This window comes from Pseudomonas sp. UME65, assembly GCF_014170225.1.
GTDB lineage: Bacteria > Pseudomonadota > Gammaproteobacteria > Pseudomonadales > Pseudomonadaceae > Aquipseudomonas > Aquipseudomonas protegens.
Map to the genome: position 1 here is coordinate 145,398 of NZ_LZZQ01000004.1, position 26,034 is coordinate 171,431.

A 26,034-nucleotide genomic window follows, 5' to 3' on the forward strand; every position below is an offset into this window, starting at 1 on the left:
ACCCTCCTCAATTTCCTAGGGCGATGAAAAAACCGCCAAGATCGGCATTCGGCACCCCTGTAGTACTAACCATTGCCGTGGCTTTAATTCCGTTTGTGCCCTTGCTTACCAGGGAAAACACTGTCGACCCTCCGTTGCCTAGTATTGCAGCGCTGTGGCACGCATTCGGGAACGCAATGTAAAAGAGAGCATTCCAGTTACCCGTTGCTCCTCCGGCCGACACAGCACTCCCCCATTGCAAAATTAAGCCCCCCGGCAGTCTCTGATAACCGGCTGGTGCTAACGACGCAGCAAAGCTCGCGGCATACTTGAGCATCGCCACACCCGAGGCGATCCATTGCGTCCCATTGCTTACCAGCGATACGGACTCGCCATCGTTCACGGTGATGCTGGATGCTGGCGCAAGCGCACTGTTCAGAAAAATAGTGTCAGTGCCCTGGCGCAGAATCGAACACGACAAAGACGATGCACCAATGTTGATTACGGACCCCACCGGCACGCTACTTAGCAGAGGCAGGGTCAACGTGTTGCAGGTCCCGAACACGTTGATATGAGCATTGACCTGCGATGGCTGAATAACCTGCCCCGCCGTGCCGTAGCTGAAAGCCCGGCCGAATCCGCCGATGGCCCGCTGTACGAACTCTGCCGTAGCCAGCGCCTTGTTGTTGGCGAACTGTGCGGGAGTCGGGGCCGTCGGATTGCCCAGGAGAATCGGCGAGTTGATCGGCGCGAACCCTTCGGTCACGTTTTGAAAGGCCAGGGGCGTTGTGCCCACGATGATGGTGCCGTCGGTGATCAACTGCCAGCGAGTGTCGGCCAGGGTGCTCCCTTGTTCCACGGACACAATCAAGGCCGAGGTTACCTTCGCGCTGGTGTCCGCATCTGCGGTGCGTGTCCAGACGCCCACCGCTGCGCTGTACAAGCCATTGTCCTTGGTTTCGGCCTGGTTTTTCACCAACACTCGATCACCCACCACCAATGCCACCCCGTCCACGCTTTGCAACCCGGCCAGGGCGATGTTGGCGGTGGTGGCAGCCCGTACCGATTGTTTGCTGTCGAGCTTGTAGATCTCCTCCAGCACCTTGGCATCGACGTAGGAGCGGGTGGCGAGCACGACGCTAGGGTCGATCTTCAGCTCTACGTTAGCCGTGTTGCTGACGATCAGGTTCATACGCACGACCTGAGTCCGACCGGAGCCTTGGGACAGCAACGGCTTGAAGCTTGGCGCGCAGTTGGCAACGGCCACCAGGTCGCCGGCGGTGTCGTACAGGCCAATCTCGCGAATCCACCAGCCGCCGACGCTTTCAGGAATTACCTGTTCGGCGATGATGATGTTGGGGTTGTTCGGGTCAACCTTCAACTGATTCAGCGGCGCCCGTCGGCGTTCGTTGATCAGTTGGGTCTGCTGCTCGTTTGGCATCGGTTCGGTGTTGTTGGCATCACCCACACCCATCTGGGCGAAGGTCCAGGGCACGCCCAGGGCGTCGGCGTTGGCCTGCTTGGCCTTACCTACGGCAGTGAGGATTGCGAAAAATTGGCTGTTCTGGTCTGTCATGGGTAGATGTCCATGGTGTCGATGTTGTGTTCACGGCCGCCCAGGCGGATAACGCCGCAGACCTCGATGTCGCGTTGGGTAGGGGGGTAGACGTCGATTTCGTCGCCATCGCTAAAGCCGGCGCCGAGGAAAATGCGGCCGGTGGTCTCCAGGCTTATAGCCATGCCGGTCAGGTGACGAGTCACGGGCCTGGCGTCATCCACAAGCCAGGTTAGTTCCTGGTACATCTCCTCGGTGATGCCGGTTTCGAGCACGCCGATCTTGATGGCAAAGGTTCCCGGCACACCTTCCGGTACTGCCTGCCACCATTCGAGGACCTCGATCAGGTACCCCAGCGGTTCCACCACGCGGCGCAGGGCGCCGATGGTGCCTTTGCGTGAGTGGATGTAGTGGGATGAGCGAATCGCCGAGCGCTTGGCAGTCTCAGGCCAATTGCTGTCCCAGCGGTCGACAGAGAAGGCCCAGGCGAGATAGGGCAGTAGCTCAACCGGGCAAGTGCCGGGGTTCCAAAGCTGGCGCAGCGGAATCGGCACACGCTGGATCTGCGCCAAGGCCACAGCGGCCTGGCGTTCGAGTGCTGTGGAGTTGCCAGGCAGCAGCGGCTGAGCGCTCATCACTCATCCCCCCGGCTCAATACGATGTTGGTGCAGTAGGGCGCCTGGGCTTTGCTGGCGACGATATCGACCCAGTTGTCCAGCAGCACCTTGCGCATGCCTTCAACGTGCAATGCCGCGTGGACTGCTGACTCGGTGACCTCCATCCCCAGGCGTCGGCGCTGATGCACATAGGCCTGCAAGCTCTTTTCCGCCGCGGCCAGTATGGGTTCGGCTTCTGGGCCGCTGGATAGCGGGTAGAGCTTGGCCTTGACCTGGTAGCGCAGGATGGTCGCGCCCTGGACGATCAGGCGGTCGGCCACCGGGCGGCGGTCGTCATCGCTGAGGTAGCTGCTGACCACGGCGAGCAGGTCCGCCGGCGCTGTGCCGTCGCCCAGCAGGCTCTGCACCGTCACGACTGCCACGGCCGGCGATGGGCTTTCGGCGGTGGCGTCGGCGACACGGCCATCAGCAGCCCGGGCGTGGAAGATGTAGCTGTTGCGAGGGCCGGCCGTGCTCAGGCCTTCCCAGGCCATCTGCGCGCGCTCACGGAGGCTGTCGTCGCCCTCCATAATTCGAGGTAGTGGAGGTACGGCGCTCGGCTTGGCCTCCTGAACTACCAGACGCTTGACGTTGTAGTTGGCGGCCAACTGCTCCAGGTCGGTGCCTTTGGCGGTCGCCAGTAGGTTGGCAAGCGCTGCCTCGTTCACCCGTTGGCGCCAGACCATTTCCCGGTAGGCGTTCTCCTGCAGCAGCTTGGCCATAGGCTCGGAATCCATATTGAGGCGGGCAGCGATCTCGGCCTGCTCCTCGGCCGGCCACAGGCTAATGGCATAGGCCTTGCGCTCGGCGAGGATCAACTCGTAATCGATCTGCTCGACGATCTGTGGCGGTGGCAGCTGGCTGAGATCGATGGCGGCGAAGGTGTTCATGCGCTGGCCCCCAGTTGGAGTGTGACGGCCAGGTTGAGCGGTTCATTGGTATCGACTCGACGACATTCAATATCCAACACCGACTGCCCTTGCAGCGTCGCACCCTTGAACTGCACCTGACTCAGGCTGACGCGGTGTTCCCAACGCATCAGCGCCATAACGGTGGCGGCATAGACCCGCAGACGGGTTAGATCATTGAACGGGTGGTCGACCAGCTCGGGCAACAGGCTGCCGTACTCCCGGCGCATGACGCGGGTGCCGAGGCGAGTGCTGAGGATGTCGCTGCACGACTGTTCGATGTGTTCGGTGGTGCTGATCGCTGCGCCGGTATCTCGGTTCATTCCGGGGCTCCTGTCTTGGCTCCGCCCGGCATCACTCCACCATGCAGGTGCTTGACCAGGCTGATGCCGGCCGCGACCACGTCCTGCGACACGGTGACCTTGCCGGTGACGGTCTGATTGCCGGTCTGGGTGTAGTCGCCCTGGTGGGTGATTGGGCCGACGATGGTGATGCCGCCCTCGCTGACCAGGTTGGTGGTACCGCCCGGGGCCAGGGTGGCATTCAGGTGATGGGCGACGCTGTCGTACTCGATCACCGTGCCGTCGCTGTAGCTGCGGCGGTGGAGTCCGGCGCGGTCACCGTTGGCCGGGGCGTTGTCGCTGAACAGGCCGGTTAAAGCCACGCCGTTGCCAAGTTGGCCCGAGGGGCTGATCAGTAAGACTTGCTCACCGGCGGTGGGCGGGTCCCACTCCTTGTCGGAACCGGCGCGCAGGGTCAGCCATGGCAGCCAGGTCGTGGTCAGTTCACCGGTTTTCACACGCACGCGCGGGGGCTTCATCTGGACTTCGGCGACAACGCCGAAGCGGACAAGGTTTTCAATCAGGCGGGCGAGGGTGGCTAGATCGTTCATGACGCCGATGGTGGCGCCGCGTGCGTGCGGGTGCAGCTTTGGCTCCTTGTATGAGGAACCGGTACAATCGAAACGCGATTAAAATCGCAGTTTTGATGGTTAACAGGGAGGTGATTATGTTGCTTGAGATATTAGGTAAGGCACCGACTGAGGCTTGGGTCGGTCTTGGTGGTGTGATATTTGGTTCGCTTCTTACGACTTTTGGTGTTTGGTTAACAAATCGGTCAAACGCTAAACAAGCTGCTCAGAGATTGGAGCATGAAGAAAGAGTATCTAGTGAAAAGGTTCGTAAAGAACGCTTAGAGGAGCTTTATGTTCTTGTTGGTGTTTGGGGTGATAAGGCTGTAAGTGATTTTGAAGATTTTGTTTCTAAGATGCGCGGTTTTAACTTGGATGAGCCTAGCTCTTCAGATGGAAAAGTACGTGGCGAGTCGCCGTTAATCAGGATTGGAATGATAATCTCCATATATAGTGATACGGCAGTCGATAGCTTTGGAGCTGTTCAAGAGTCTTTTGGTAAAGTAGGTAATCTTCAGTTTGAATCCTATATGGTCGCTGACGAAGTGGTTAAGCTTCGAGAAGTTATGGGTCTTATGAGTGTGGCTATTCAAGAATTTCAGACTGCGCTTAGAGAGTTTAAGGCCGCCATTGCCGTCGAGGCTCGATCGGTCTAGGTTTTATTTATTGGCTTGTTAGTTTTTTTAGTAGGCTGTCTCGAATTAAATCTAAATCTTCATTAGTAAAACCTAATACTTCCCGCTGTTCATACTTCACCTCTGGCGCCCCACGCTCGGCCCGGTCCTTCAGCCCGTATTGATGCACACGCGCAATACGGGCTACCCGCCCAGTAAACCCAACACTAATCGCATTGCCATCCCCCTGAACCTTCAAGAAGCTCGCTGTGCGCAGCTTCTTGAACATCTGGACCTGGCGCTTGATGCGTCCCTGTTTGCCCCGCAGGTTCCGCTGTTTACGCGGTGCGTACTTGCTCCCGTCCGGGTTGAGCTGGGCAATGATCCGCTGTTGCTGGTTGCGGCGCAGGGCCTGGCCGATGCTTCGGGCGAGCTGATTGCGGGCTGCGGGCTGTAACTGCCCCAGTAGACCCGCGGCCCAGTCTTCCAGCGCTTCAAGATCAGCCATTGGGCACTATCCATTCCGGGCCGCTCTCGGGCCATGTGGGGTTGCGCTGGGGTTCACCTGGGTGGCTGATAGTGGTGTTGCCTGCATCATCAGTACGAACGACCACCCGCTCGGTGAGGGGAAGGGTCAAGCTCATGTCGACCTTGCTCTTGTCGATGAGGTCCGCCTCGAACTTGATGCCGTCGGCGGACTTGTCGAAGTTCTCCAGCAATTCGGACTGGTTCACGCGCAGCCACTCCAGAAGAGGCAGCATGACGCTGTCTGGATGGCCGGCGAAGTCGGTCAAGATCACCTGCAGATCATAGTTGTACTCGAACGAAAGGCTGTGGGCCGCGGTGCAGCGGACCTTGCCATTGTCGATGAAGATCAGCAGCCGGTCGGGGTTATGGCGCAGTTCCGCGACCCGCTCCAGCAGGAACACTCGCAGGCTGTCGGGTTTGTTCATGGTTTGGCCTGCTGGTAGCGATAGATCATGTCGACCTGGCTTGCGCATTCGGCCCAGGCGGCCTCGCTACGGTCCTGGTCGGTGATCAGGTCGCCGTTACTGCTTGGGCTGGTCGCCGGCAGGCTGCAGGGCACCACGGCCGGACAGCCACTGACGATAAGCGTCGGCGCCGGTGAGGGCGGGGCGCTCGCGCAGCCGGCGAGCAACATCAGGCAAGGGCTGGTCAGCCCAAGCGCGCAGATCAGCGTTTTCACGTTTCAGCCCCTCGATGGTGAGTTGTCGTTTGGCGAGCCCCTGGCGTAGCAGGTCCTGTTCCGTGCGCAGGAGGGCCTGGGCCTCGCGTTCGCCGGAAAGAGCAGCCTCCAGGGCGTTGGCTTTGCCCTCGCTGCGTCCGGCCGCGGCCAGCGCGTCCTGGGTGTTTTTCTCGGCCACCTCCCTGTTCTTGTCGGCGACCTCGATGCGTTGTTCCTGATTCCAGGCGAGCAGGCCCAGCACGCTGACCAGGGCCAGGCTCAGCAGGATCTGGCGGATGGTGCTCATTTGAGGAACTCCCCCAGGACCATCTGGCGGTATTGCTCGTCGGTATAGATCGCGCGGGCCTCATTGAAGTAGGCCTCATCGATTACCCCCGGTGTCAGAAGATGGCGCTGATAGCTGCCGCCGTTGAGCTCGATCAGTTGCAACAGCAGATCCGTTTCCGGGGTATCGATCCCCAAGTCGCGGACTCGGCTCGCCGTTGTTGCGTAGTACCCGCTGTTGCGGACCTTGGCCGACTTGAGCCAGTCGAACTCGTCGTAGATCCAGATAGCTTGTTCCTGGTCGACGTCATCAGGAGGGGCCTGACGGTCCGAAAGTACGACTACTCCTGGCAGGCGCCCGTGTAAATTCTTCGCTTTTCGGGTGACGAAAATCACCGTCTCGCCCTGGGCGGTGAGCTCGTTTGCGAACTTCACCAAGCGGGAGGTTTTCCCTGTCAGGCGACCGGAAATTTCGAGGTAGGCGATCTTGGCTGTCATGCGCGGTACCAGCCCAGTTTGTTCATGGCGCCGACGTCCAGGTGTTCGAGCGGGCCGCGGATCACAATCACCCGGCAACCTGGATCGACGAATTGCAGCGCCTCGGCCAGCAGCTCCATGGCTTCTTGCTCGGTGTTTTCCGGCACGACCAGGACGTCACCGTCCGCTACCTTGAGCTTGTGCACCGCTTCGAGATCGATCATGCCGTTACCTCCTGACCGCAGCTGCAGGCGCTGTGCCTCTCATAGGCGCGCTGGAGCTTGGTGTCGTACAGGTTGCGTTGGTAGTTCGGTCCGTTGTACTGCCTGGCGAAGTCCGCCCACTTGCGGGCCTTTAGCGCCTTATGGAGGGCCGGATCGGTCTCGATGAAGCGGACAAAGGCGTCGAACTGGCGGGACTCGTTCGCGCTCATGGCCGTCACGAAGTCCTGCACGCTGGCATAGCCCAGGCGCTTCCAGTGAAAGCCCATGATCTGGAAGGCGCCCCAGGAAGCGGATTCGAGGGCCGCGGTGTCATCGATGAGGCGGGCCGTGGCTAGGCGCTGATGCTCAGCAGGTCCGCCGGCATAGCCACCGGGGTTCGGGTTGATGATGGCCGGGTACTGCGCCGCGAGCTCGTCGGCGTGGCACTTCAGTTCTGCCGGGTCGTCGCCTGGGTGGCGTGGCGTTTTCAACTGGCGGTACATGATGTGCCGTTCAAACAGGATCGCCGGCTTGCCGTTGGCGAAGAAGCCCTTGCCGTTCGATTCGACCTCATTGACCGCGTAGACACTGGCAAGAGGCAGATCCAGGCGTTGGGCGGCGCTGACCAGGTCGTTGTTCTTCAGCAACAGAGCGCAATCGCCACCGGTCAGGCTGGTTTGGGTTTTCTCGCCGGCGATACCGTCCACCACCAGGCCGGCCTTGAGCTGGTAGGCGCGCACGGCCATTTCGGTGGCGTCGCCGTAGTCGCCGTCCACCACCAGGCTGGCCCCGTGGCTGTTGAGGTTCTTCTGCAAAGTGCGAACCGCTTGGGAGCGGTCGCCGTGCCGGAGTGTGTTCATAGCTGCTCTACCTTGCGGTTGAAAAACTTGCGGGCTGCGGCGCGGGTGCCCTCGACGCCGAGTAGGCCGATCACGCCGCCGAAGAACGGGGCGGTCGATGCCGGGATGCCGAGCAACGCCAGGCCGTGGCTCGCAGCCAGGGCCAGCGCCCCGCAGAGCGGCGCCTCGATCAGCACCCGGCGCAGGGTGCCCCCGCCGTACATGATCCGTAGGGCCGCGATGATCAGCGCCAGGACGCCGGCGTACAGGGTCGGCCAGTTCTGTTCGAGCCAGGCGGCGAGCCAGGCCCAGGTGTCGGGACGGTCAGGCATTCGCTTCATTCCAGGGTCCAGGGTGGTAGGTCTCAAGGAGGCGGCTCAAATGGATCAGTCCCATAGGTTCACCATCTGCCGCTGTGAGGCTGTGGTCTGGGCTTCGGGCATTTGAACAGCGAGGCCTTGCGGCAGGGTGGGGCCGTGATCAGCCAGCCCGGGGTTGGCCTCAAGCACCGCCTCGGTGACGCCGGCGGTGCGGCCGTAGTGACGCCAGCAGAGGGCGTCGACGGTGTCGTTTTGCAGGGCGCGAAGGGTGACGGCCATCAGATCAGCTCCACGGTGGTGCGCTTGGTTCCCAGGAAATCGCGGATGGCCCAGCGCTGGTCGCGGTGGTAGTCATCGATGTTCGGGGCCAGTTCTTCGGCCTTGCGGTTGCCCGTGTTGGTGCTGTCATAGGAGCGGTAGCGTTCACAGACCTCAGCGCCAACGCCGGCCTCGATCGCTCGGCGGTACAGGTGGACCTGGGCGGATTCATCCTTGACCAGGGGGCTGGGGACGTCTTTCAGTTCGGCATAGCCTGCAGCTTGCTGGGCTATGCGCCAGTCATCGAGCTCCCGATTGACGCTGATGGCGGCGTTGATCACCGCTGTTTCCAGACGAGCCGGGGTGACGCTGCTGTCGATGCGCAAGGTGGCGCGCAGCTGGTCCAGGTCGATCGAGGGCCAGAATGGGTCGGTGTTGATGTGGCCGCTTGGCGTGGTGCCGCCGGCTACGAATCCGCTCATGGTGCTGCGCTCAATAAGTCGCCGGTGGTCGGGGCTTCACGTTCAGGCGGAGCGGTCTGGCCGATCCGCCCCGAGCCGGCGGGGTGCGTGGGGACGCTCGGTTAACTGCGTACCTTAAGGGGCGGGCGCAGTGTGTTTCTTGAGGAGGCGCTCGACGCGCTCCAGATCCTTTTTGCCGCCGCAGTTGCTGTGCAGCTCGATGGCGCGGGCCAGGTGTGTCTTGGCCTGTTCCAGGGGCTGCAGGGCAGTGTCTGCGGGGGCGTCATCAGCGACCTGAGCAGAAAGCGCCTTGCCGATGGCCAGGTGCAGCTTGGCCCGGGCCTGGTCCGGCATGTCTTCCTTGGTGGTGATCTGCTCGGTACGCAACAGCAGCTCCAGGTCAAAGCTGCCGCCGGACTTTTGGGCCTTCAACGCGGCTTCGGCGATCTCCTCGGCGACGATGGTGCCGGTGGTGCGCTCGAAGCGATCCGGCATCAGCAGTTGGTGCTCGATCACGTAGGCGGCGATGTCCAGGGCACCCTTGAAGTCGCCGGCGTCCATGCGCCAGACCATCAGGGTGGTCAGCACCTGGTCTTGGGCGCCTTTGCCCTCGGCGAGCATGCCTTCGACGTAGGGCTCGTACTCCGGCAGTAATTGCCGCTTGAGCTCTGCCTTGCCCTCGGTGGATTGCACCTGTTTTAGCCGCAGGTAATCCTGTTGGAGCTTGGCGAGGTGCAGCTCGTAGATGGTTGCGCCATCCATGGTCAGGGCTGGCCCGGCGACAGCAGCCGCTGCAACGGCTGCTGTTACGCGCTGGAAGTGACGACGGCAGGGGTTGGTCATGATTGCCGGCCTCAGCTCAGGGTGATGTTTTCGGCCATGGCAGCGCAGCCCAGGTCTTCAATCACGTAGCTTTCATTGACCGATTCGAAGTTTTCGATGCGGTCGCGTTTGGCGTTGTCGACGACGGTGCGGCGGCGGGTGCCTTCCTGCCAGTACAGCGACAGGTTGTCGAGGCGGGTCACCAACAGGCCGTTGGCCGGGAAGTGCGGCACCCGAACGGCTGGCAGGTTGCCAATGCGCTTTTGGCTGGTGACGATGTCGGCCGCGAGCATCTCGGTCGGCGCCTGGGTTTTGTTGATGATCGGGAAGTACTTGTCGGCCAGTAGCTGGCGACCGCAGACCACCACCAGTTCGGTGTCTTCCTGGTACCAGGGCTCAATGAACTCGTTGACCATGCTGACGACCAGGGCGTCGATGTTTTCGAAATCCTTGCCCGCGCCGATCTGGATCTTGCCGCTGCCGTCGACCACTTCGTGCAACACGCGAGCAGCGTTTTCCAGGCGCATTTTCTGCAGCCAGCCAATGTTCACGTCCTGCAACAGCGGGTTGGTGGATGGGTTGGAGGTCGCGGCACGGCTGGTGCCGTTCCAGCCGATCATGATTCGGTTGAGGGCCTGGGCCTTGATGATGGCGTCACGGATGCGCGCCTGAAAGTCCTTGAACTTGGCCCACTGGTCGAGTTTCTGGTAGCGAATCCCGGTGTCGAAGTTGGTCTGGGTGCAGGTGTACCCGCGATTGTCCAGGCCGCTCGGGTCGCGGGGCTCACGGTCCTTGACGGTGGTGTCGGTGGTGCTGGCAATGGTCCCGTCGATGCCGATGCCGATCTTCTCGCCCGACTGTTCGGAGACGCCGTAAACGTTGATGGCGCTGAGGAAGGCGCTGGACTCCTGAATGCGGGTTTCCAGGGTCTGGGCAACGCTGGGGGCGGCCGTGAATTTGGTGGTGACGTCGCTCACGCCGTGCAGCTGCGCGAGTTGTTGCAGGTAGGCGTTGTATAGGACGCGGGTATCGTTACGCATGGTGTTCTCCGATGTTCCTTGGCTTGGTGTTGTCCGTGTTGGGGTCAGCAGTCGGTGACGAGAGCCCCGTCACCACCCGTAGCCGCGGGGCGAGCGGTGAACTGCGGTTGCTGGCTGGTGCCGGCCGGAGTTTTTTCGAGTTTTTCCACCAGCGCCGAAAAGTCGGTAGCCAGCTTCTCGTGCTTGGCCAGCAGGCTTTCGCGGGCAGCTTTCTCGGCGGCGAAGGCCTGGCCCTGGCCGGCGACGTGCTCAGCCATGGCCTCGACGGCCTCGCCGAGCTCGGTGAATAGAGCGGCGTCCTTGCCTTCCTTGTCCTTGCTCTTACCGAGCAGGTCGAGCACGCGGCTGAACAGGCCAGCGACCTTGCCGCTTTCGTCCTCGACTTCCTCGAATTCGAGGGCCACCTCGATGGCCTCGGAAAACAGGTTGCTGGCGTCGCGCTTGCGGGCTGCCAGCGGGTTTTTGTCCGGGTGCTGGGCGCTGAACGTCAGCATTTCGGTACCCAGGCTGGCCGGGGTATCGGTCACCGCGATGCCGTCCAGGTAGGCGCGGCCGGTATCGGCGAACTTCGGGCGGATTTCGATGCTGGTGTAGAGCTTCTGCCGGGCCTTGTTCATGTTCACCAGGTCGGCAGTGGGTTCGATCTGGGCGAACAGGGCGAGCTTCTTGGCGCCGGCAATCTCGACCTCTTCGGTCTTCAACGCGACCACGTCGCCATAGGCGCGGAACGGGCTGTCCGGCAGCAGGCTACGCATGTGCTCAATCCAGACCCTGGCGCCGTAGGTGTTCAGGCTGTAGGTCTCGGCAGCGTCGACCAGCCATTGCCGTTCAATCTGGCGGCCATCGGTGGTGGCGCCTTCAACGGCGACGCGGAAGAACTTGGAACGGTGTTTCTTGGCTGGGGTGTCGGTTTTGCCGGCCATGCGTGAATCCTCAGTGCGGTGGCTGTGTGCCTTGGCGATGAGGGCATGTTGTTGAGCGCGGGCGAGACGGGCAACGAGGCGCTGTTGTAGATCCACGGCGTACAAGGGGCGGCGCGGGAAGTGTTCGCGCGCGGGCGGCAGCATCTGCGCCATGAATGCCATCGTCGATTTGCCAACCGATCACCGCCGCCACGCCAAACACCTGTATTGGCAGGGCTATCGCGTGTGCGAGATCGCCGAGCTGATCGGGGAGAAGGAAAAGACCCTGCACAGCTGGAAAGCCCGGGACGAATGGGACCGGGCCACACCATTGGAGCGCATCGAAGCGGCCACCGAAGCGCGCCTGGTGCAGTTGATCCTCAAGGACCCCAAGTCAGGGGCGGACTACAAGGAAATCGACCTGCTGCACCGCCAGCTGGAGCGCCAGGCGCGGATCCGGCGCTTCAACGAGGGCGGTACCGAAACCGAGCTGAACCCGAACCTGGCCAAGCGCAACGAAGGGCCGAAGAAGGCACCGAAGCGCAACGAGTTCGATGAAGAACACATCGAAAAGCTGACCGAGGCGTTCATCGATGGCTGCTTCGGCTATCAGCTGGACTGGTACAAGGCGGGCAACCAGCGTACCCGCGCCATCCTCAAGTCCCGGCAGATCGGCGCGACGTTCTACTTCGCTCGGGAGGCGTTGATCGATGCGTTGACCACTGGGCGCAATCAGATCTTCCTGTCCGCCTCGAAGAATCAGGCGCACATCTTCAAGGCCTACATCCAGGCCTTCGCCCGTGACACGGTCGGTATCGAGCTGACGGGTGATCCGATCATCTTGGGCAACGGCGCCGAGCTGCACTTCCTGGGCACCAACGCCCGGACCGCCCAGGGCTATCACGGCAACTTCTACTTCGACGAATTCTTCTGGACCTTCAAGTTCAAGGAACTCAACAAGGTCGCCAGCGGCATGGCGATGCAGAAGCAATACCGCCGGACCTACTTCTCGACGCCGTCGAGCATGGCGCATGAGGCCTACACCTTCTGGACCGGTGAGCGCTTCAACAAGGGCAAGCCGGCGGCTCAGCGGATCAAGCTCGACGTGTCCCACAATGCCCTGCAACAAGGGCGGCTTTGCGAGGACCGGATCTGGCGCCAGATCGTCACCATCCTGGACGCGGAAGGGCGGGGCTGTGATCTGTTCGACCTGGACGAGCTGCGGCTTGAGTACGACGCCGAGGCCTTCCAGAACCTGCTGATGTGCCAGTTCATCGACGACGGGGCCAGCATCTTCCCGCTTGCAATGCTGCAGCCCTGCATGGTGGACAGTTGGGACCTCTGGGCAGAGGACTACAAGCCCTTCGCCGCGCGGCCGTTCGGCGATCGCCAGGTCTGGGTGGGCTATGACCCGGCGGAAAACGGCGACAGCGCGGGCATGGTGGTGATCGCTCCCCCCATGGTGCCCGGCGGCAAGTTCCGAATCCTGGAGCGGCACCAGTTCCGGGGCATGGACTTCGCGGCCCAGGCCGAAGCCATTCGACAGGTCACCCAGCGCTACTGGGTGACCTACATCGGGATCGACATCACCGGCATGGGCTCAGGCGTGGCGCAGCTGGTGAAGTCGTTTTTCCCGAACATCACCACCTTCAGCTACTCGCCCGAAGTCAAAACCCGCCTGGTGCTGAAAGCCTACGACGTGATCAAGAACGGACGGTTGGAGTTCGATGCCGGCTGGACGGATATGGCCCAGTCGCTGATGGCTATTCGAAAGACCGTCACCGCCTCCGGGCGCCAGTTCACCTACACGGCCGGTCGCACCGACGAAACCGGCCATGCCGACTTGGCGTGGGCGACCTTCCACGCCCTGCACAACGAACCCCTCGAAGGGCAGACCACGGCGAACACCGGATTTATGGAGTCCTACTGATGAGCAGACGTAACCGCGGAAAACAGTTGGCACCCGCCAATGCCCCGAAAGAAGGGGAGCTGCTGCAGGCCGAGGCCGGCCCGGTGGAGGCCTTCACCTTTGGGGACCCGACGCCGGTGCTGGATGGCCGCGAAATCCTCGACTACCTGCAGTGCTGGCTCAATGGCCGTTGGTACGAAACGCCGATGTCCATGGATGGCCTGGCCAAGACCACCCGGGCCAGCGTGTATCTGCAATCGGGGCTGAACTTCAAGCGCAACATGCTGGCCCGCACCTTCATCCCCCACAAGCTGCTCAGCCGTCAGGCCTTCGAGCAGTTCGTCCTGGACTGGCTCTGGTGTGGCAACTGCTACCTGGAGAAGCGCAACAACATGCTGCGCAACACCCTGGGCTTGGTCCCGCCGCTGGCGAAGTACATGCGCCGCGGTGCCGATCTGGTGACCTACTACCAGGTGCGTGGCTGGAAGGACGAGCACGAATTCGCCCCGGGCTCCATCTGCCACCTGCGTGAAGCCGATATCAACCAGGAGATCTACGGCCTGCCGGAGTGGCTGGCGGCGCTGCAAAGCGCGCTGCTGAACGAGAGCGCCACGCTGTTTCGCCGCAAGTATTACAACAACGGCAGTCACGCCGGCTTCATCCTCTACATGACCGACGCGGCGCAGAAGGAAGAGGACATCGATTCGCTGCGTACCGCGCTGAAGAACTCGAAAGGCCCGGGCAACTTCCGCAACCTGTTCGTCTACGCACCCGCCGGGAAGAAGGACGGCATCCAGCTGATCCCGGTCAGTGAGGTGGCGGCAAAGGATGAATTCAGCTCAATCAAGAATATCAGCCGCGACGACCTGCTCGCGGCCTTGCGTATTCCGCCACAGTTGATGGGCATTGTGCCGCAGAACGCGGGCGGTTTCGGGTCCTTGCGAGAGGCTGCTGAGGTGTGGGCGGTCAACGAGCTGGAGCCACTGCAGGCGCGGCTGGCTCAGGTCAACGAGTGGCTTGGCGAGGAGGTTGTTAGTTTCAAAACGTTTGAAATAGCGGTATAGGAGGAGTAATCCCGCCATGTATTAAGGAGGCGTTGGGCTGAAGCGTGAGCATCAGCCCAATGTTGAGTTACTTAAGCACACCGAGTGTTCCAGATACGTTTTCTTCTATTTTGCGGTTAGGGCAAGCCTTAGACACTCTAAAGTCGCAGAGATTGTGTCAATGTTTTATAGGGTGGTCTAAAGAGTGAATTATATTGTTGTGAACGTCGTTGATTAGATTGATGTTGTCCTCGAATAATACGACTGCGTACTTCTTGAACTCAGAAAGCAATCCAATTTCAGAAAGTAGACCTCTCATTACTCCTGCTTGGCACCTACTAGTTGCATAAATCATTACTGTGCTAAATAAGTCGAGCGTTTCTTTTCTAAAGTCCACGCTACGAAAGCCTGAGTGTACGGAGTCGTTCCGGAAGTTGCGGATTTTTTTAACTACTTCCTTAAGTTCTTTTTGCCAGTATTTGTATTTTTTGTGATTTTCTAGGTTGGCCTTTATAGTGTCTGAAATAAGTTTTAATTGGCCGCCGTTGGGGAAGCCTAGAAATAAACGGATATAGCTTTCGACGCAGTTATCAGTTTCATCTTCTTTGAATAGTGCTTCTATGGAGAACCATAGAAATATAATTTTTAATTGTTGGTTTGTTTCGTTTTTGCTATTTCTTGCCCAGTGAAGCGAGCGCTTATAACGTTCGCTCAACTCGTTATTTAATGACAGTACATAATTAGTACTGTCGAAGCGTTGAATGGTTTTAGGATTCATAATAAAAGAGATTGAAGGTTCGAATCCAGTTTTTGTTATAGGGGTTAGCGTTCCTGTAGTTAAGTCTTTTATTAATCCGATTGGAGATGTTTTAATGTTCGAGACAGAAAACTCTGTTGATTTAAAGTCCAGGACTTCAAGGAATCTGTTGTCAGCAAAGTGAATCGCCTCAATAAACGTTTCGCACTCGACGATGGTTGCAATTCTAGCGCATACACTATATTTATTGAAGTCGAGCCCTCGTTCAGTGGCAGATATTTTAAGTGCGTCAACCTCTTGCTTTGTGTCTGCAGAATAAGACCGAATTTCTACGTCTCCATAAACCATTGTAGAGGGTATAGAAAAGCTTTGGTCGTCAAGAATTTTAATAACTAGGAAGCAATTCATTTTCGTCCTTGGATTGTGTTTATTAGTTTTTCTATAAGTATTTGCTTTAACCGTCTTTCTGTTGGTGGGCTTAATACTAGCTTATGCTTTGCGAGGACTTTAATTAAAGGTTTTGCAATTGAGTAGCTTCGCTGCTCTAAACATACCTCCAGAATGGTGGAAATGTGTTCAAATTTTGAAGACTCTTCAAGTAGTTTGCTGCTTACGAGTTCGCAGGCCAAGAGGTTGTTTCGTGAGTGATAGTAACGTAATTGAAACCATAGGAGTTCACTGGTTTCGGGATTTGAATCAACAAGCAAATTGTCGTATTTAATAAGCATGTCGTTATCAAAAGTGGCTATTGCAATCGTGTAGCCCAGTCTGATTGTTTTTTTATGAAGTGGACTTATTTTGCTTAGTTCTGAGAAAAAGTGTTTTGCCTCTATGTTTCTGCCATGCTTGATTAGGGCGTAGATGTAATCTGTAAGTCTTTTGGCATACTTTTTATTCGTGCTGGGTGTGTCTCTGTAGCTTTTTTCAATGTCTTCCAAGGCGCGGAACTCCTTTCTCAACGTAACATCCAATTTTTAATGTTTGCTGACGGTGTTTGTCGCTGAGTGTTGATCTGCAGCTACGAGTGGCAGTTATTTGGTGGGATTTAATCTCGCTCCGACATCAGCCACGCTGACCTACAGGGTCTGTAAACTCTATAACTTGGTACTGCACTCTGCCTACAGCATTGTTCAGCAATATCATTCAATCGCCTCGGGTGGTAGTCCAGCGATTTCTAAAATTTTGATCTAACCCTATCCTTCGCAATAAATCCGTGTCCCTCACAAACGGGACAATCTTCTCGCGCGGCAAACCGGTCCAGGCAGGCTGTGCACTTCCTGAATGCCGCAGCGAGGAGAAGAGGGCGAGTTCTTCTGTATGTTTCGAAGTCGTGATTCTCCAGGGCAATCAACGCTTGGTCCGCGAGGGTTCGGTATGCGTCCGGGTCCTCGATGTTCGCGTACTCGCGTCCGTTGATGCGTTGGCCAGTGATCACCAGGTCATAAAGGCTGCCGTCGGCCGTTGTGATCGTCAGGCCGTCCATTGACCACACATCCGAATTGATTCGGAACACTAGCCGACGACTTTCTTTCTCATCGATCACCTGGGCTGCCCATTCCTCCGAGCCTTCCGGGTAGTAAGTCCTTCCCCAGAGCTTGCCCAGCCGCGGCCCGCCGCCCCGAGGAACCAGGTCGTAGAAGGCGGACGATATGAATTCAGGTTCGCAATCGATCAGCGTCTCAACGGCGTGCCAGTACGCAGCGTTTGCGAGCTCATCCAGTTCGAACTTCTGAGCCTGATCGATGACCTCAACATCGACCATGTCTTTGCTGATGGCCAGGCAGCCTTGACGGTAAGCCTCGGGGTAACTCATGCGGAGTTCGTGGTCGTCCAGGTGTCGGCGCCAGTGGGCAAGCCACTCAGCTTTAGAGGGGATACTCATGAGATCAGACTGCTATAACTTATACTGTATGCACATACAGTAATTCAGCGGAGTCAAATCGGCGAATCAGGGCGACGAAGTGCTCAGCGCTAGCTCGGGGTAGTGACGTGCCACAAAATCGGGGCAGTGACGTGCTTCAGCGCCTGGCGCGCGCCGTCGTCCCCCCACCTCGCCTGCGGGCTAAATGGGTCGCTTTTTCTGCGCACCTGCAGATTATTCCCGACGGCCTCAGCTGGGGGCCTGCTGGGCTTTTCTGCGGGCCGAAAAGCCTGCGGAACCCTGCACCGAGGCCAAATTTATGAGGAGGCTTAGAAGCTTCCAGATTGTTGGAGGTAGCGGGGATGTCTGAGAAAGAGTAATTTCAGTAACCAGGGGCTGGTTCTGCTCTGGAGGTCCCATAAATCAAGGCTTCAGAGATTACAAAGAGTAGTAACACCGGAGTAACTCAAAGAGTAATTATTCTGTAAGTGGTTGAAATATAAGGGTTTTATAAAAGGAAAATATCACCTTATAAATAGGTAATCTGATTACTCTTAGGTTACTTAAAAATTACTTTTTGAGATCCGAGAAAAAACCTTGCAAATCAATGACTTGTGTTAATTTTTCGGCCAGGATTACTGATGTTACTCTTTTTTTGCTACCCCCCTGTACCTTGGATTTCAGCCCCTTATGCGTGTGATGCGCGCACGTACTGAGCTGTACGTTGAGGGCCATGGGAATGGCGTGGGAACGTTTTCTCGCTGCTGGCACCGCTGGAGCCCTTGTAAACCGAGGTGCTGCCCGGGCGATCGAGGGTGCGGGCACTTTCGAATCTCTCCTTCACCGCCACATTCTACAAACACAAACCCCTGACTTTCCTAAAGAAAGTCGGGGGTTTGTGGTTTTTGGCGTCTGAAAAATGTCCCGATGGAGCGGGTAGGGGGAAGTTGTGTTGGGTTGACCCCGGGGCAGCCTGTAGCAGGCTCTGGTGCGTGCTCATTCGGCAAGCCACGCACCAGCTACGCCTGAAGAGTTACCACTGGCCGCTTATGAGGCAGCCGACGATTTCCCAACCGCTGTATTCCCACCAGGAATATCGGCTATCGGAGCAGCTTCTGGCCAGGCTGGCCATCTGGATTTCGCCCGCTGCTTTTTGGGTTCCGAAAGGGGTGTCAGTAGAAGCTGTCACCTGATTGACGGTCTGCGGAGCCTTGATCGGGGTTGGATGTACGGAAGCGTTCGCGACAGTTGCGGTGAAAGCGATCGTCGCGGATACGGCCAGAGCAGTTATGGACTTTTTCATGTTCGAATCCTTTCAGTCATCTGACAAGCGGCTTATACCTGAGCCTGACCTGCCTTTATCAATAGCCTGAACAGATCGGGCGCTCGCATGGTGTGACGCCAGGAAAGCCTAGCACCGCGCTACTTCCCGCACAGTCGCTCAACGGCACTATTGACAAAGATATAAAAAGCTGGGTTTTTAAGGTGGTGGCGGCTGGTGAAGTAACGAAGAGCTTGAGCACATGCTTCCAGGCTGGTCTTTAAAGCTTTAATGCCAGCTGTAGTAACCCGACGGTAACCGGTCCATTTTCAGCTGTTGCCTGCGGTCGGGAGGTGGAGCGATCCAGCGTCGCCCCTGGCATGCAGCCACTCGTCGGCGCCTGTCTGTTTTGAACGGCGGGTCGGCAAATGACTGTCTAGTCTGAAATGCCGTGACGAGCAGTATTTTCCAGGCAATCAGGAGCTTGCCGGTACTGGTCGGTTGTTGGAGGGAGCTGGGTATGAGGAGTCTTGCTTATATTGAAGACAACGGGGATGAGTTCCCAATCAACAACTTGGTGCGTTGCGGTCAGGCTGCATTCGAAGCAGAGGTTGAATCTTCTGGCACAGTTGTCAGCAAGAGAAAGGCGGCGGTGCCTGTAGCCAGCAACAAGATGTTTTTCCCCAGGGCGTTGCCGAAGAGAAGGTAACGCAGGATGCAGGCGGCCCCGCTTTATGCGGGGCTTTTTATTGCCTGGAGGTTTTTCAGGGGAAAGATTGGCGAGGTCCCATTGTTTGCAAGGGAGCTTTTTGGGCTATTTGTTAAGATATTTTTTATTGGTTTAGGAATTTTCTTATCTCAATTTGTTATAAGTGGCGATATGTTCCTTATCCCGATTCAAACGGGGCTGCGCATCCAGCGATGATGCCTTTTATATGAAACGCGATAAGGAAATAAACGTGAAAGCCATTTTCAAACTCCTCGCATTGTCCACGCTTGTTGCCACCGCCGCAGGTTGCACCAGCTACAACATCAGCCAGCCATCTTCGCCAATCGACAGTCAGGTCAAGGCTGACCTGAAGGCGGATGTAGCAGTGGGCGAAGCGATTTCCGGTCAGTCGTCGGTCAACATTCTGTTTGGTTTCCTGAAGTTCGGTGGCGATAGCCAGTTTGCCGACGGTGTGGCTTACGGTGGTGATGGCGGTGGTGCACTGGGTGGCCTGGGCTTCGATCCGGTCAGTGCGGTCAAGTCCGCTGCGGCTTTCAAGGCAGTCAAATCTTCGGGCGCCGACCTGATCGTTGCTCCGCGTTATGAAGTGAGTGAAGAAAACTACTTCGTCTTCAAGAAAGTCTCGGTCACGGTCAAAGGCAATAAAGGCAGCATCCGCAGCATTCGTTGAGTGCAACTGCGTTCGAGCCTCTGTGGCGGAGATCGGGGCGTTGCACTGGTAACGTTCCAAGGCGTTGCCTGCCAGCGGCCCGGTCTGAACATTTCGGTAAGGTGAGCTGAAGATGCCTCGGGATAGGTGAAGCTCAAGGTCTGTTGGTGTTGCTCCCACTGACAGGCTCTTTTCACATAATCTTCACATTTGCCTGAGTAGGCTCGAACCATCCGTTAAAAGCAGCATCCCTAGCCCGTTCCCCAGCGGGCTTTTTTTTGCGCGGGGATAAAACTCTTTTAAAATCAGCTGTCCAAGGCACCTGGGAGTAACCGGGTGCGGCCGCGATAGCTCGAATTGGGCCGCGTGGCGCTGGGCTTTCTTGTCAGTCCGACAGTCTTTCTTTGAGGTTCAAGTCATGCGTTTAACTTTACCTGCCCTGGTTGTGGGACTTCTGCTGGCTCAAGGCGCTATGGCCGGCGATGGCACTGCGGCCATTGGTGGCGGGCTTGGTGGGGCGTTGGGCAATGTGGTCGGGCAGAAGCTCGGTGGCAGTACCGGGGCGGCAATCGGCGCGGGTGTTGCCGGTGCGGCAGGCAGTGCGGCCGGGGCGCGCAAAGGCAGCCGGGCCAAGGCGGCCATCGGTGGTGGCCTGGGTTCGGCCGGTGGCTCGCTGATCGGTAATCGTCTGGGCGGTAGCACCGGCTCGACCGTCGGCGCCGGTATCGGCGGCGCGGCCGGTGGCGCCCTGGGTAGCAGCATGGGTCACAAGAAGCGTCACTGATTCTGCCTTGCCTGAAGAAAACCCGGCCCTGCGCCGGGTTTTTTGTGTGGCTTGCCCCTGGCTTCGCCATACTCAAGGCTCTGAGTCCCGATGTTCAAGGAGACGATCATGCACCGCGAGACGCCAGGCCAGGCACAGCCCGCTTCCGACGAGCCGGAGGTGATCAACGACCCCGGGAATGAAGACCCCGGTTCATTGCAGGACGATGCACGCGTACCTCTGCAAGAGGCGCCAGAAGGCGACAAGAGCCCGCCTGGTGCAGCCGACTAAGGTCCGCAGCAACCGCCGTCCAGCCCCCTCGGTTGCTCCCGACCCAAGCCCGCCGCTATGCTGCTGAATCCTTTAATTGATGAATTGCCAAGAAGAACTGGCCGTACCTGAGCCGCTCCCTGGAATGTATTTTTGCTAACGGATCAGATGCGATGAATGCACAGTTGAATGATTTGGGGCCGATCAAGGCCGTCATTTTCGACATGGACGGCTTGCTCCTGGACACCGAGGGCATCTACACCGAGATCACCCAGTTGATCGCCGAGCGTTATGGCCGCACCTACGATTGGACCATCAAGCAGAACATCATCGGCCGGGGAGCCGGCGACCTGGCGCACTATGTGGTCCAGGCCCTGGACCTGCCCATCAGCGCCGAAGAGTTCCTGGTGATGCGCGAACCGTTGATGCGTGAGCGCTTTCCCCGCGCCCAAGCCATGCCCGGGGCCCAAGAGCTGGTGCGGCACTTGAAGGAACACCGGATTCCCATTGCCGTGGGCACCAGTTCGTCGCAGATGTCGTTCGGCGAGAAAACCACCCGCCATGGCGACTGGTTCGCGCTATTCGACACCATCGTCACCGCCGACGATCCGGAAGTGACGGCGGCCAAGCCGGCGCCGGATATCTTCCTCACGGCTGCCCGCCGCCTGGGGGTGGCTCCGGCCGAGTGTCTGGTGTTCGAGGATTCGCCGTTTGGCGTGACCGCGGCCAGGGCCGCTGGCATGAGCGTGATCGCAGTGCCCGATCCGGCGATGGCCGATAGCAAGTTTGCCCATGCCCACGGGATCATCCGTTCCCTCAAAGGCTTTCAGCCGGCTGCCTGCGGCTTGCCCCACCTGCACTGGGACTGATGGGCTGAGCGGCGGCAAACCGCTGTTTTAAAGGCACTGAAAAACGGGCCGCCGGTCATCGACGGCCCGTTTTTTTGCGGGGGATCAGGCGCTGAAGCCACCGTCGATGCTCAGGCTGGCGCCGGTGATGTAGCCGGCCTCGGGGCTGGCCAGGTAGGCGACGAAACCGGCGACTTCTTCGGCATGGCCATAGCGACGGATAGCCATCAGGTCCATCAGGCTCGCGGCGAAGTCGCTGTCCGCCGGGTTCATGTCGGTGTCCACCGGGCCGGGCTGGACGTTGTTGATGGTGATGCCCCGCGGGCCAAGGTCTCGGGCCAGGCCCTTGGTCAGGCCCACCAGTGCGGCCTTGCTCATGGCGTAGGGGCCGCCACCGGCGAAGGGCATGCGTTCAGCGTTGGTGCTGCCGATGTTGATGATGCGGCCACCTTCGCCCATGTGTCGTGCGGCTTCCTGGGTGGCGATGAATACGCTGCGCACGTTGATCGCCAGGGTCTGGTCGAAGTCCTCCAGCTTGAACTCGTCCAAGGGTGCGATGGCCAGCACCCCGGCGTTGTTGACCAGGATATCGAGGCGGCCAAAGGTCTTGACGCTGTCGTTCACTGCGCGGCGGATGGCCTCGGCGTCGGCGCTGTCGGCGTGGATCGCCAGGGCCTTGCCACCCTTGGCGATGATGCTGTCCTGCAGGGCCTGGGCCTTGCTCGCCGAACTGACGTAGGTAAAGGCGACGCTGGCGCCTTCTGCCGCCAAGCGCTCGACAATGGCTGCGCCGATGCCGCGGGAACCGCCCTGGATCAAGGCTACTTTGCCGCTGAGGTCATATGTGCTCATGTGCTTCTCCAGAGATTCAAGGCCGGGTGCCTTGTGCTTGGAGCGAGTATCTGCCGCTGATTAGCCTCTGTGTAGCCGGTAATTTCTATACTCTGTGTAAACCAGAAGTTTAGAGTGGCCTCTATGGAAGCCTTTAGCAGTATCGAATGTTTTGTCCGCAGCGCTGAAGTCGGCAGCTTTGCCGAGGCGGCGCGACGGCTCGGCCTGACCCCGGCGGCGGTGGGCAAGAGCGTGGCCAAGCTGGAAACCCGGGTTGGTGTGCGCCTGTTCCAGCGCAGCACCCGACGCCTGACCCTGACCGAGGCCGGCCGCCTGTTTCTCGCGGAAGTCGCCGACAGCCTGCAGACCATCCAGAACGCGGTCAGCACCCTGGCCGATGCCCAGGGGCGCCCGGCGGGGACGCTCAAGGTCAGCATGGGCACGGTGTTCGGCGGGCTGTACATAGTGCCGATGCTCGGCGCCTTTTTGCGCCGCTACCCGGATATTCATCCCGACTGGCATTTCGACAACCGCCAGGTGGACCTGATCGGCCAAGGTTTCGATGCGGCCATTGGCGGCGGTTTCGAATTGCCCCAGGGAGTGGTCGCCCGGCGGCTGTCGCCGGCTCACCGGGTGCTGGTGGCAAGCGCCGATTACCTGCGGGGGCGGGCACCGATCAACGGGCCCGAAGACCTGCGGCATTGCGGCGGGATTCTTATCCGCTCCCCCCAGACCGGGCGCATCCGCACCTGGCAGATGACCGGTCGGGGAGGGCTGATGTGCCCGCTGGAGCTCAAGGCCAGCATGACCATGAGCGATTCCGAGGCCGCCTGCATCGCCGCGGCCCAAGGGCTGGGCCTGGCCTTGGTGAGCATGCCGTTTGCCGTCAATTACCTGCGTTCCGGGGCCTTGCAGCGGGTGTTGCCGGACTGGTACGTGGACGATGGCTTTACCTCGATCTACTACGCCGAGCACAAGATGCTCCCGGGCAAGACGCGGGCCTTCGTCGACTTCGTCATTGAGCGGTTCGCCGAGCAAGGCCTGGCTCAGGCCTTCAGCGCCTTGTAGGAGCCGGCCTGGCGACGACTCTATGTACCGCCGGCCTCAGCGCCCCGCCCGCAAGGGCCAGCCCTGCACTCGCTTGGGCCGGGGCGTGGCATAGGTGCGTACCTTGGAGGTGGATAGCCCCAGACGCACCAGGGACTCGGCAATGGTCACTGCTGCCGTTACTCCGTCCACCACCGGCACCCCGGTGCGCTGGCGAATCTGTTCATCCAGGCCGGCCATGCCCCCGCAGCCCAGGCAGATGACTTCGGCCTTGTCCTCGGTCACCGCCCGTTCGGCCTGGCGCACGATGGCTTCCACGGCGCGCAGCGGGTCTTCCTCCAGCTCCAGTACCGCCAGGCCGCTGGCCCGCACCGAGGCGCAGCGGTCATAAAGGCCGGAGAGCTTGAGCCGGTCTTCGATCAGCGGCACGGTGCGGTCCAGGGTGGTGACCACCGAGTAGGCGTGGCCAAGGAACATGGCAGTGCTGGCGGCGGCGTCGGTGATGTCCACCACTGGCACGTTCAGCAGTTCCTGCAAGCCTTCGCGGCCGTGCTCGCCGTAGCCGGCCTGGATCACCGCGTCATAGGGCTGGTCGTAGGCCAGCACCCGGTCCATTACGGCGATGGCCGCCAGGTAGCTTTCGAAGTTGCCTTCCACCGATTCGGCACCGAAGTAGGGAGTCAGGCCGATGATCTCGGTACCCGGCGCTGCCACGCTTTGTGCCTGGTGGGCGATGGCCTGGGTGATGGAGTCGGTGGTGTTGACGTTGACCACGAGAATTCGCATGAGGGTTCCTTGCAGGTTGGGCAGTTCAGGCCCGGCGCGCCGGGCCGGGCAGGTTCAATGGCTGACGTTGTCCACGGCGATGCTTTCGCCGCTGACGTCCGCGTAGCCAGGTTGGCGCTTGGCGATGATCAGGTAGAGCATCCCGGCGATGCCGGCGCCGATCAGCCAGGAGAATGGCGAGACGCTGGCAAAACCCGGCACCAGGGCCAGCACGATGGCGATCAGCGCCGCGGGAATAAAGGCCGCCACTGCCCGCAGGTTGACCCCGTGGCTGTAGAAATAGGCGCCTTGCGGGTCTTCGCTATAGAGCTGCGGCACGTTGACCTGGGCTTTGCGCAGGATCCAGTAGTCCACCATGATCACCCCGTACAGCGGGCCGAGCAGGGCGCCCAGGCCGGAGAGGAAATACACGATCACCAGCGGGCTGTTGTACAGGTTCCACGGCAGGATCAACACCGCCAGCGCCGCGCTGATCAGCCCGGCGCGGCGGAAGGTCAGGTACTTGGGCGCCAGGTTGCTGAGGACGAAGGCCGGGGCGACGAAGTTGGCCATGATGTTCACCGCCACGGTCACGATCAGAAAGGCCAGGCAGCCCAGGACCAGGAACAGTGTGTTGGGGATCGAGGCGATGATCTCCGTGGGGCTTTCGATGACCCGGCCATTGATCTGGAACTGCGCGCCGCACAGCAGCACGGTGATGGTGGCGAACACCAGGATGTTCACCGGCAGGCCCCAGAAGTTGCCGACCTTGATGGTCTTGCGGCACGGCGAGGAGCGGGCGAAGTCGCAGAAGTTGAGGATCAGGGTGCCGTAGATCGCCAGCCACAGGGCGCCGCCGGCGAAGATCTGCCGCCACATTTCGCTGCCGGTCAGAGGTTCGCGGATCGACCAGGCGATCTGCCCGTCGGCCTGGGTGTACATCCAGGCGGCCAGGCAGGCCACGGTCAGCAGGATGATCGGCCCGGCGAAGGCTTCGTAGCGCCGGATCATTTCCATGCCATAGGCGAGGATCGCCAGTTGCACCAGCCAGATCACCAGGAAGCAGGCCCAGCCCAGGGTCGAGAGGCCGAGGATCGAGTTGTGATCGTAATCGGCGAAGCCCGGATGGATGGCCGTGAGCAGCACGCGAAACACCACCGAGGCCAGGTAGGTCTGGATGCCGAACCAGGCGATGGCGATCACTGCCCGGATGAGTGCCGGAATCTGCGCGCCATGGATGCCGAAGCTGATGCGGCTGATCACCGGGAACGGCACCCCGGTCTTCTGCCCCATGTAGCCGGACAGGTTCATGAAGAAATACACCAGCGCCGCGCCTATCCCCAGGGACAGCAGGATCTGCCAGCCGCCCAGGCCCAGGGCGTAGAGGCCGATGGCGAAGGAGTAGTTGGCGATGTTGTGCACATCGTTGGTCCACAAGGCGAAGATGCTGTAGCCACCCCAGCGCCGGCCTTCGACCTTGGTCGGTGCCAGGTCGCGGTTGTGCAGGCGTGGGCTGAGCGCGATGGGGGCCGCATCGGCGACAGGTTGTTGGACGTTGTGCGAATGCGGCGAGGAGGGCAGATCCAGTGCGATGTTGTTGGAAGGGCTGGTACGCATTCCGGCATGCTCCTGACTCCGGACCTGGATGACTGTGCTTGAGCGAGGGGGCTCGACAATCTTCGTCACAGGGGAGGAATCACTGGGTTCGGGGCATCTGCAGCTTGAGTCGTGGGTCAGGCGTGCGGACGGTTAGTGTATGTATGTTTTGGTTTTTTTGTATACAAAACATAAATCCACTAAAGCCACTTCTGTGCCAATTTCACGACTATGAAATTGGCTGCTGATTTCGTTTTGTTATGGGTTATTCCTAACCTTCTGAAAAGAC

32 protein-coding genes and 1 pseudogene are annotated in these 26,034 nt (G+C 59.5%); 8 read left to right on the forward strand and 25 right to left on the reverse strand.

All coding sequences use genetic code 11. From position 1 onward, the window contains the following. Positions 1 to 7: 7 nt before the first annotated feature. Genes A9971_RS01795 through A9971_RS01815 form a run of 5 tightly spaced genes read right to left on the reverse strand, consistent with a single transcriptional unit; the run spans position 8 to position 3,990 of the window. Positions 8 to 1,555 (reverse strand): phage tail protein, encoded by a 1,548-nt coding sequence (locus A9971_RS01795; protein WP_183000771.1) that lies wholly within the window; start codon positions 1,553 to 1,555, stop codon positions 8 to 10. Further along, entirely contained in the window at positions 1,552 to 2,169 is a 618-nt protein-coding gene (locus A9971_RS01800; RefSeq protein ID WP_183000772.1) for a phage tail protein I, read from the reverse strand. The genes A9971_RS01795 and A9971_RS01800 overlap by 4 nt, the downstream gene beginning before the upstream one ends. After that, positions 2,169 to 3,080: a baseplate J/gp47 family protein gene (locus A9971_RS01805; RefSeq protein ID WP_015634853.1), complete on the reverse strand. Its 912-nt coding sequence runs from the start codon at positions 3,078 to 3,080 to the stop codon at positions 2,169 to 2,171. The genes A9971_RS01800 and A9971_RS01805 overlap by 1 nt, the downstream gene beginning before the upstream one ends. Continuing rightward, positions 3,077 to 3,421, reverse strand: a complete 345-nt coding sequence (locus A9971_RS01810; protein WP_015634854.1) for a GPW/gp25 family protein — start codon at positions 3,419 to 3,421, stop codon at positions 3,077 to 3,079. The genes A9971_RS01805 and A9971_RS01810 overlap by 4 nt, the downstream gene beginning before the upstream one ends. After that, entirely contained in the window at positions 3,418 to 3,990 is a 573-nt protein-coding gene (locus A9971_RS01815) for a phage baseplate assembly protein V (RefSeq protein ID WP_183000773.1), read from the reverse strand. Before A9971_RS01815 ends, A9971_RS01810 begins: the two co-directional genes overlap by 4 nt. Before the next feature lie 116 nt (positions 3,991 to 4,106). On the opposite strand from A9971_RS01815, the gene A9971_RS01820 reads away from it, so the two are divergent. Next, entirely contained in the window at positions 4,107 to 4,664 is a 558-nt protein-coding gene (locus A9971_RS01820) for a hypothetical protein (RefSeq protein ID WP_134532572.1), read from the forward strand. A 7-nt stretch (positions 4,665 to 4,671) separates the two neighbouring features. Here A9971_RS01820 and A9971_RS01825 read toward each other — a convergent pair whose 3' ends face one another. The 13 genes and pseudogenes from A9971_RS01825 to A9971_RS01880 all read right to left on the reverse strand — a co-directional run bounded on the left by A9971_RS01825 (position 4,672) and on the right by A9971_RS01880 (position 11,436). Further along, positions 4,672 to 5,130, reverse strand: a complete 459-nt coding sequence (locus tag A9971_RS01825; protein ID WP_183000774.1) for a phage virion morphogenesis protein — start codon at positions 5,128 to 5,130, stop codon at positions 4,672 to 4,674. After that, positions 5,123 to 5,575, reverse strand: a complete 453-nt coding sequence (locus A9971_RS01830; protein WP_183000775.1) for a phage tail protein — start codon at positions 5,573 to 5,575, stop codon at positions 5,123 to 5,125. The genes A9971_RS01825 and A9971_RS01830 overlap by 8 nt, the downstream gene beginning before the upstream one ends. Then, positions 5,572 to 5,757 (reverse strand): annotated as a pseudogene (gene lysC, locus A9971_RS32825) (Rz1-like lysis system protein LysC); the annotation flags it as partial. The gene A9971_RS01830 and the pseudogene lysC, both read right to left, overlap by 4 nt. Then, a complete protein-coding gene (gene lysB / locus A9971_RS01835) occupies positions 5,672 to 6,115 on the reverse strand; it encodes an Rz-like lysis system protein LysB (protein WP_183000776.1) in 444 nt (147 codons plus the stop codon). The gene lysB and the pseudogene lysC, both read right to left, overlap by 86 nt. Further along, positions 6,112 to 6,591: a hypothetical protein gene (locus tag A9971_RS01840; protein ID WP_183000777.1), complete on the reverse strand. Its 480-nt coding sequence runs from the start codon at positions 6,589 to 6,591 to the stop codon at positions 6,112 to 6,114. The genes lysB and A9971_RS01840 overlap by 4 nt, the downstream gene beginning before the upstream one ends. Beyond that, positions 6,588 to 6,794, reverse strand: a complete 207-nt coding sequence (locus A9971_RS01845) for a hypothetical protein (protein ID WP_183000778.1) — start codon at positions 6,792 to 6,794, stop codon at positions 6,588 to 6,590. The genes A9971_RS01840 and A9971_RS01845 overlap by 4 nt, the downstream gene beginning before the upstream one ends. Continuing rightward, the gene (locus tag A9971_RS01850; protein ID WP_183000779.1) at positions 6,791 to 7,633 is read right to left on the reverse strand and encodes an N-acetylmuramidase family protein; all 843 of its coding nucleotides are present in this window, start codon (positions 7,631 to 7,633) and stop codon (positions 6,791 to 6,793) included. Before A9971_RS01850 ends, A9971_RS01845 begins: the two co-directional genes overlap by 4 nt. Continuing rightward, positions 7,630 to 7,953 (reverse strand): phage holin, lambda family, encoded by a 324-nt coding sequence (locus A9971_RS01855; RefSeq protein ID WP_015634861.1) that lies wholly within the window; start codon positions 7,951 to 7,953, stop codon positions 7,630 to 7,632. Before A9971_RS01855 ends, A9971_RS01850 begins: the two co-directional genes overlap by 4 nt. A gap of 45 nt (positions 7,954 to 7,998) precedes the next feature. Next, on the reverse strand, positions 7,999 to 8,211 hold the full coding sequence (locus A9971_RS01860) for a tail protein X (protein ID WP_183000780.1): 213 nt from the start codon (positions 8,209 to 8,211) through the stop codon (positions 7,999 to 8,001). Next, positions 8,211 to 8,672, reverse strand: coding sequence for a head completion/stabilization protein (locus tag A9971_RS01865; RefSeq protein ID WP_110596781.1), 462 nt, complete (start codon positions 8,670 to 8,672; stop codon positions 8,211 to 8,213). Before A9971_RS01865 ends, A9971_RS01860 begins: the two co-directional genes overlap by 1 nt. Before the next feature lie 114 nt (positions 8,673 to 8,786). Then, complete coding sequence (locus tag A9971_RS01870; protein ID WP_183000781.1) at positions 8,787 to 9,494, reverse strand: terminase endonuclease subunit; 708 nt, start codon at positions 9,492 to 9,494, stop codon at positions 8,787 to 8,789. A gap of 11 nt (positions 9,495 to 9,505) precedes the next feature. After that, on the reverse strand, positions 9,506 to 10,513 hold the full coding sequence (locus A9971_RS01875; protein ID WP_183000782.1) for a phage major capsid protein, P2 family: 1,008 nt from the start codon (positions 10,511 to 10,513) through the stop codon (positions 9,506 to 9,508). A 44-nt stretch (positions 10,514 to 10,557) separates the two neighbouring features. Continuing rightward, complete coding sequence (locus tag A9971_RS01880) at positions 10,558 to 11,436, reverse strand: GPO family capsid scaffolding protein (RefSeq protein ID WP_183000783.1); 879 nt, start codon at positions 11,434 to 11,436, stop codon at positions 10,558 to 10,560. Between the two features lie 151 nt (positions 11,437 to 11,587). Between A9971_RS01880 and A9971_RS01885 the strand changes: the two genes are divergently transcribed. Then, a complete protein-coding gene (locus A9971_RS01885; protein ID WP_183000784.1) occupies positions 11,588 to 13,345 on the forward strand; it encodes a terminase ATPase subunit family protein in 1,758 nt (585 codons plus the stop codon). Beyond that, a complete protein-coding gene (locus tag A9971_RS01890) occupies positions 13,345 to 14,388 on the forward strand; it encodes a phage portal protein (protein ID WP_183000785.1) in 1,044 nt (347 codons plus the stop codon). Before A9971_RS01885 ends, A9971_RS01890 begins: the two co-directional genes overlap by 1 nt. A 157-nt stretch (positions 14,389 to 14,545) precedes the next feature. On the opposite strand, the gene A9971_RS01895 is transcribed toward A9971_RS01890, so the two are convergent. The 4 genes from A9971_RS01895 to A9971_RS01910 all read right to left on the reverse strand — a co-directional run bounded on the left by A9971_RS01895 (position 14,546) and on the right by A9971_RS01910 (position 18,288). Continuing rightward, positions 14,546 to 15,532: a HEPN domain-containing protein gene (locus A9971_RS01895; protein WP_183000786.1), complete on the reverse strand. Its 987-nt coding sequence runs from the start codon at positions 15,530 to 15,532 to the stop codon at positions 14,546 to 14,548. Continuing rightward, positions 15,529 to 16,062, reverse strand: coding sequence for a hypothetical protein (locus A9971_RS01900; RefSeq protein WP_183000787.1), 534 nt, complete (start codon positions 16,060 to 16,062; stop codon positions 15,529 to 15,531). The genes A9971_RS01895 and A9971_RS01900 overlap by 4 nt, the downstream gene beginning before the upstream one ends. Before the next feature lie 236 nt (positions 16,063 to 16,298). Further along, the gene (locus A9971_RS01905) at positions 16,299 to 16,937 is read right to left on the reverse strand and encodes a hypothetical protein (RefSeq protein ID WP_259652330.1); all 639 of its coding nucleotides are present in this window, start codon (positions 16,935 to 16,937) and stop codon (positions 16,299 to 16,301) included. Positions 16,938 to 18,018: 1,081 nt separating this feature from the next. Further along, positions 18,019 to 18,288: a hypothetical protein gene (locus tag A9971_RS01910; protein WP_019093267.1), complete on the reverse strand. Its 270-nt coding sequence runs from the start codon at positions 18,286 to 18,288 to the stop codon at positions 18,019 to 18,021. A gap of 917 nt (positions 18,289 to 19,205) precedes the next feature. Between A9971_RS01910 and A9971_RS01915 the strand changes: the two genes are divergently transcribed. The 4 genes from A9971_RS01915 (at position 19,206) to A9971_RS01930 (ending at position 21,527) form a co-directional block, all read left to right on the forward strand. Continuing rightward, a complete protein-coding gene (locus tag A9971_RS01915) occupies positions 19,206 to 19,646 on the forward strand; it encodes a hypothetical protein (protein WP_041116840.1) in 441 nt (146 codons plus the stop codon). A gap of 397 nt (positions 19,647 to 20,043) precedes the next feature. After that, positions 20,044 to 20,409: a glycine zipper domain-containing protein gene (locus A9971_RS01920; RefSeq protein WP_015634733.1), complete on the forward strand. Its 366-nt coding sequence runs from the start codon at positions 20,044 to 20,046 to the stop codon at positions 20,407 to 20,409. Positions 20,410 to 20,517: 108 nt separating this feature from the next. Further along, positions 20,518 to 20,679, forward strand: a complete 162-nt coding sequence (locus A9971_RS01925; protein ID WP_171820693.1) for a hypothetical protein — start codon at positions 20,518 to 20,520, stop codon at positions 20,677 to 20,679. Positions 20,680 to 20,831: 152 nt separating this feature from the next. Further along, complete coding sequence (locus A9971_RS01930) at positions 20,832 to 21,527, forward strand: HAD-IA family hydrolase (protein ID WP_183000789.1); 696 nt, start codon at positions 20,832 to 20,834, stop codon at positions 21,525 to 21,527. Positions 21,528 to 21,611: 84 nt separating this feature from the next. On the opposite strand, the gene A9971_RS01935 is transcribed toward A9971_RS01930, so the two are convergent. Then, complete coding sequence (locus A9971_RS01935) at positions 21,612 to 22,358, reverse strand: 3-oxoacyl-ACP reductase family protein (RefSeq protein ID WP_183000790.1); 747 nt, start codon at positions 22,356 to 22,358, stop codon at positions 21,612 to 21,614. A gap of 123 nt (positions 22,359 to 22,481) precedes the next feature. On the opposite strand from A9971_RS01935, the gene A9971_RS01940 reads away from it, so the two are divergent. After that, the gene (locus A9971_RS01940; protein ID WP_183000791.1) at positions 22,482 to 23,405 is read left to right on the forward strand and encodes a LysR family transcriptional regulator; all 924 of its coding nucleotides are present in this window, start codon (positions 22,482 to 22,484) and stop codon (positions 23,403 to 23,405) included. A gap of 36 nt (positions 23,406 to 23,441) precedes the next feature. Here the strand turns inward: A9971_RS01940 and A9971_RS01945 are convergent, their stop codons facing one another. Next, positions 23,442 to 24,170, reverse strand: a complete 729-nt coding sequence (locus A9971_RS01945; protein ID WP_183000792.1) for an aspartate/glutamate racemase family protein — start codon at positions 24,168 to 24,170, stop codon at positions 23,442 to 23,444. 54 nt (positions 24,171 to 24,224) lie between these two features. Next, positions 24,225 to 25,766, reverse strand: coding sequence for an NCS1 family nucleobase:cation symporter-1 (locus A9971_RS01950; protein ID WP_183000793.1), 1,542 nt, complete (start codon positions 25,764 to 25,766; stop codon positions 24,225 to 24,227). Positions 25,767 to 26,034: the final 268 nt, after the last annotated feature.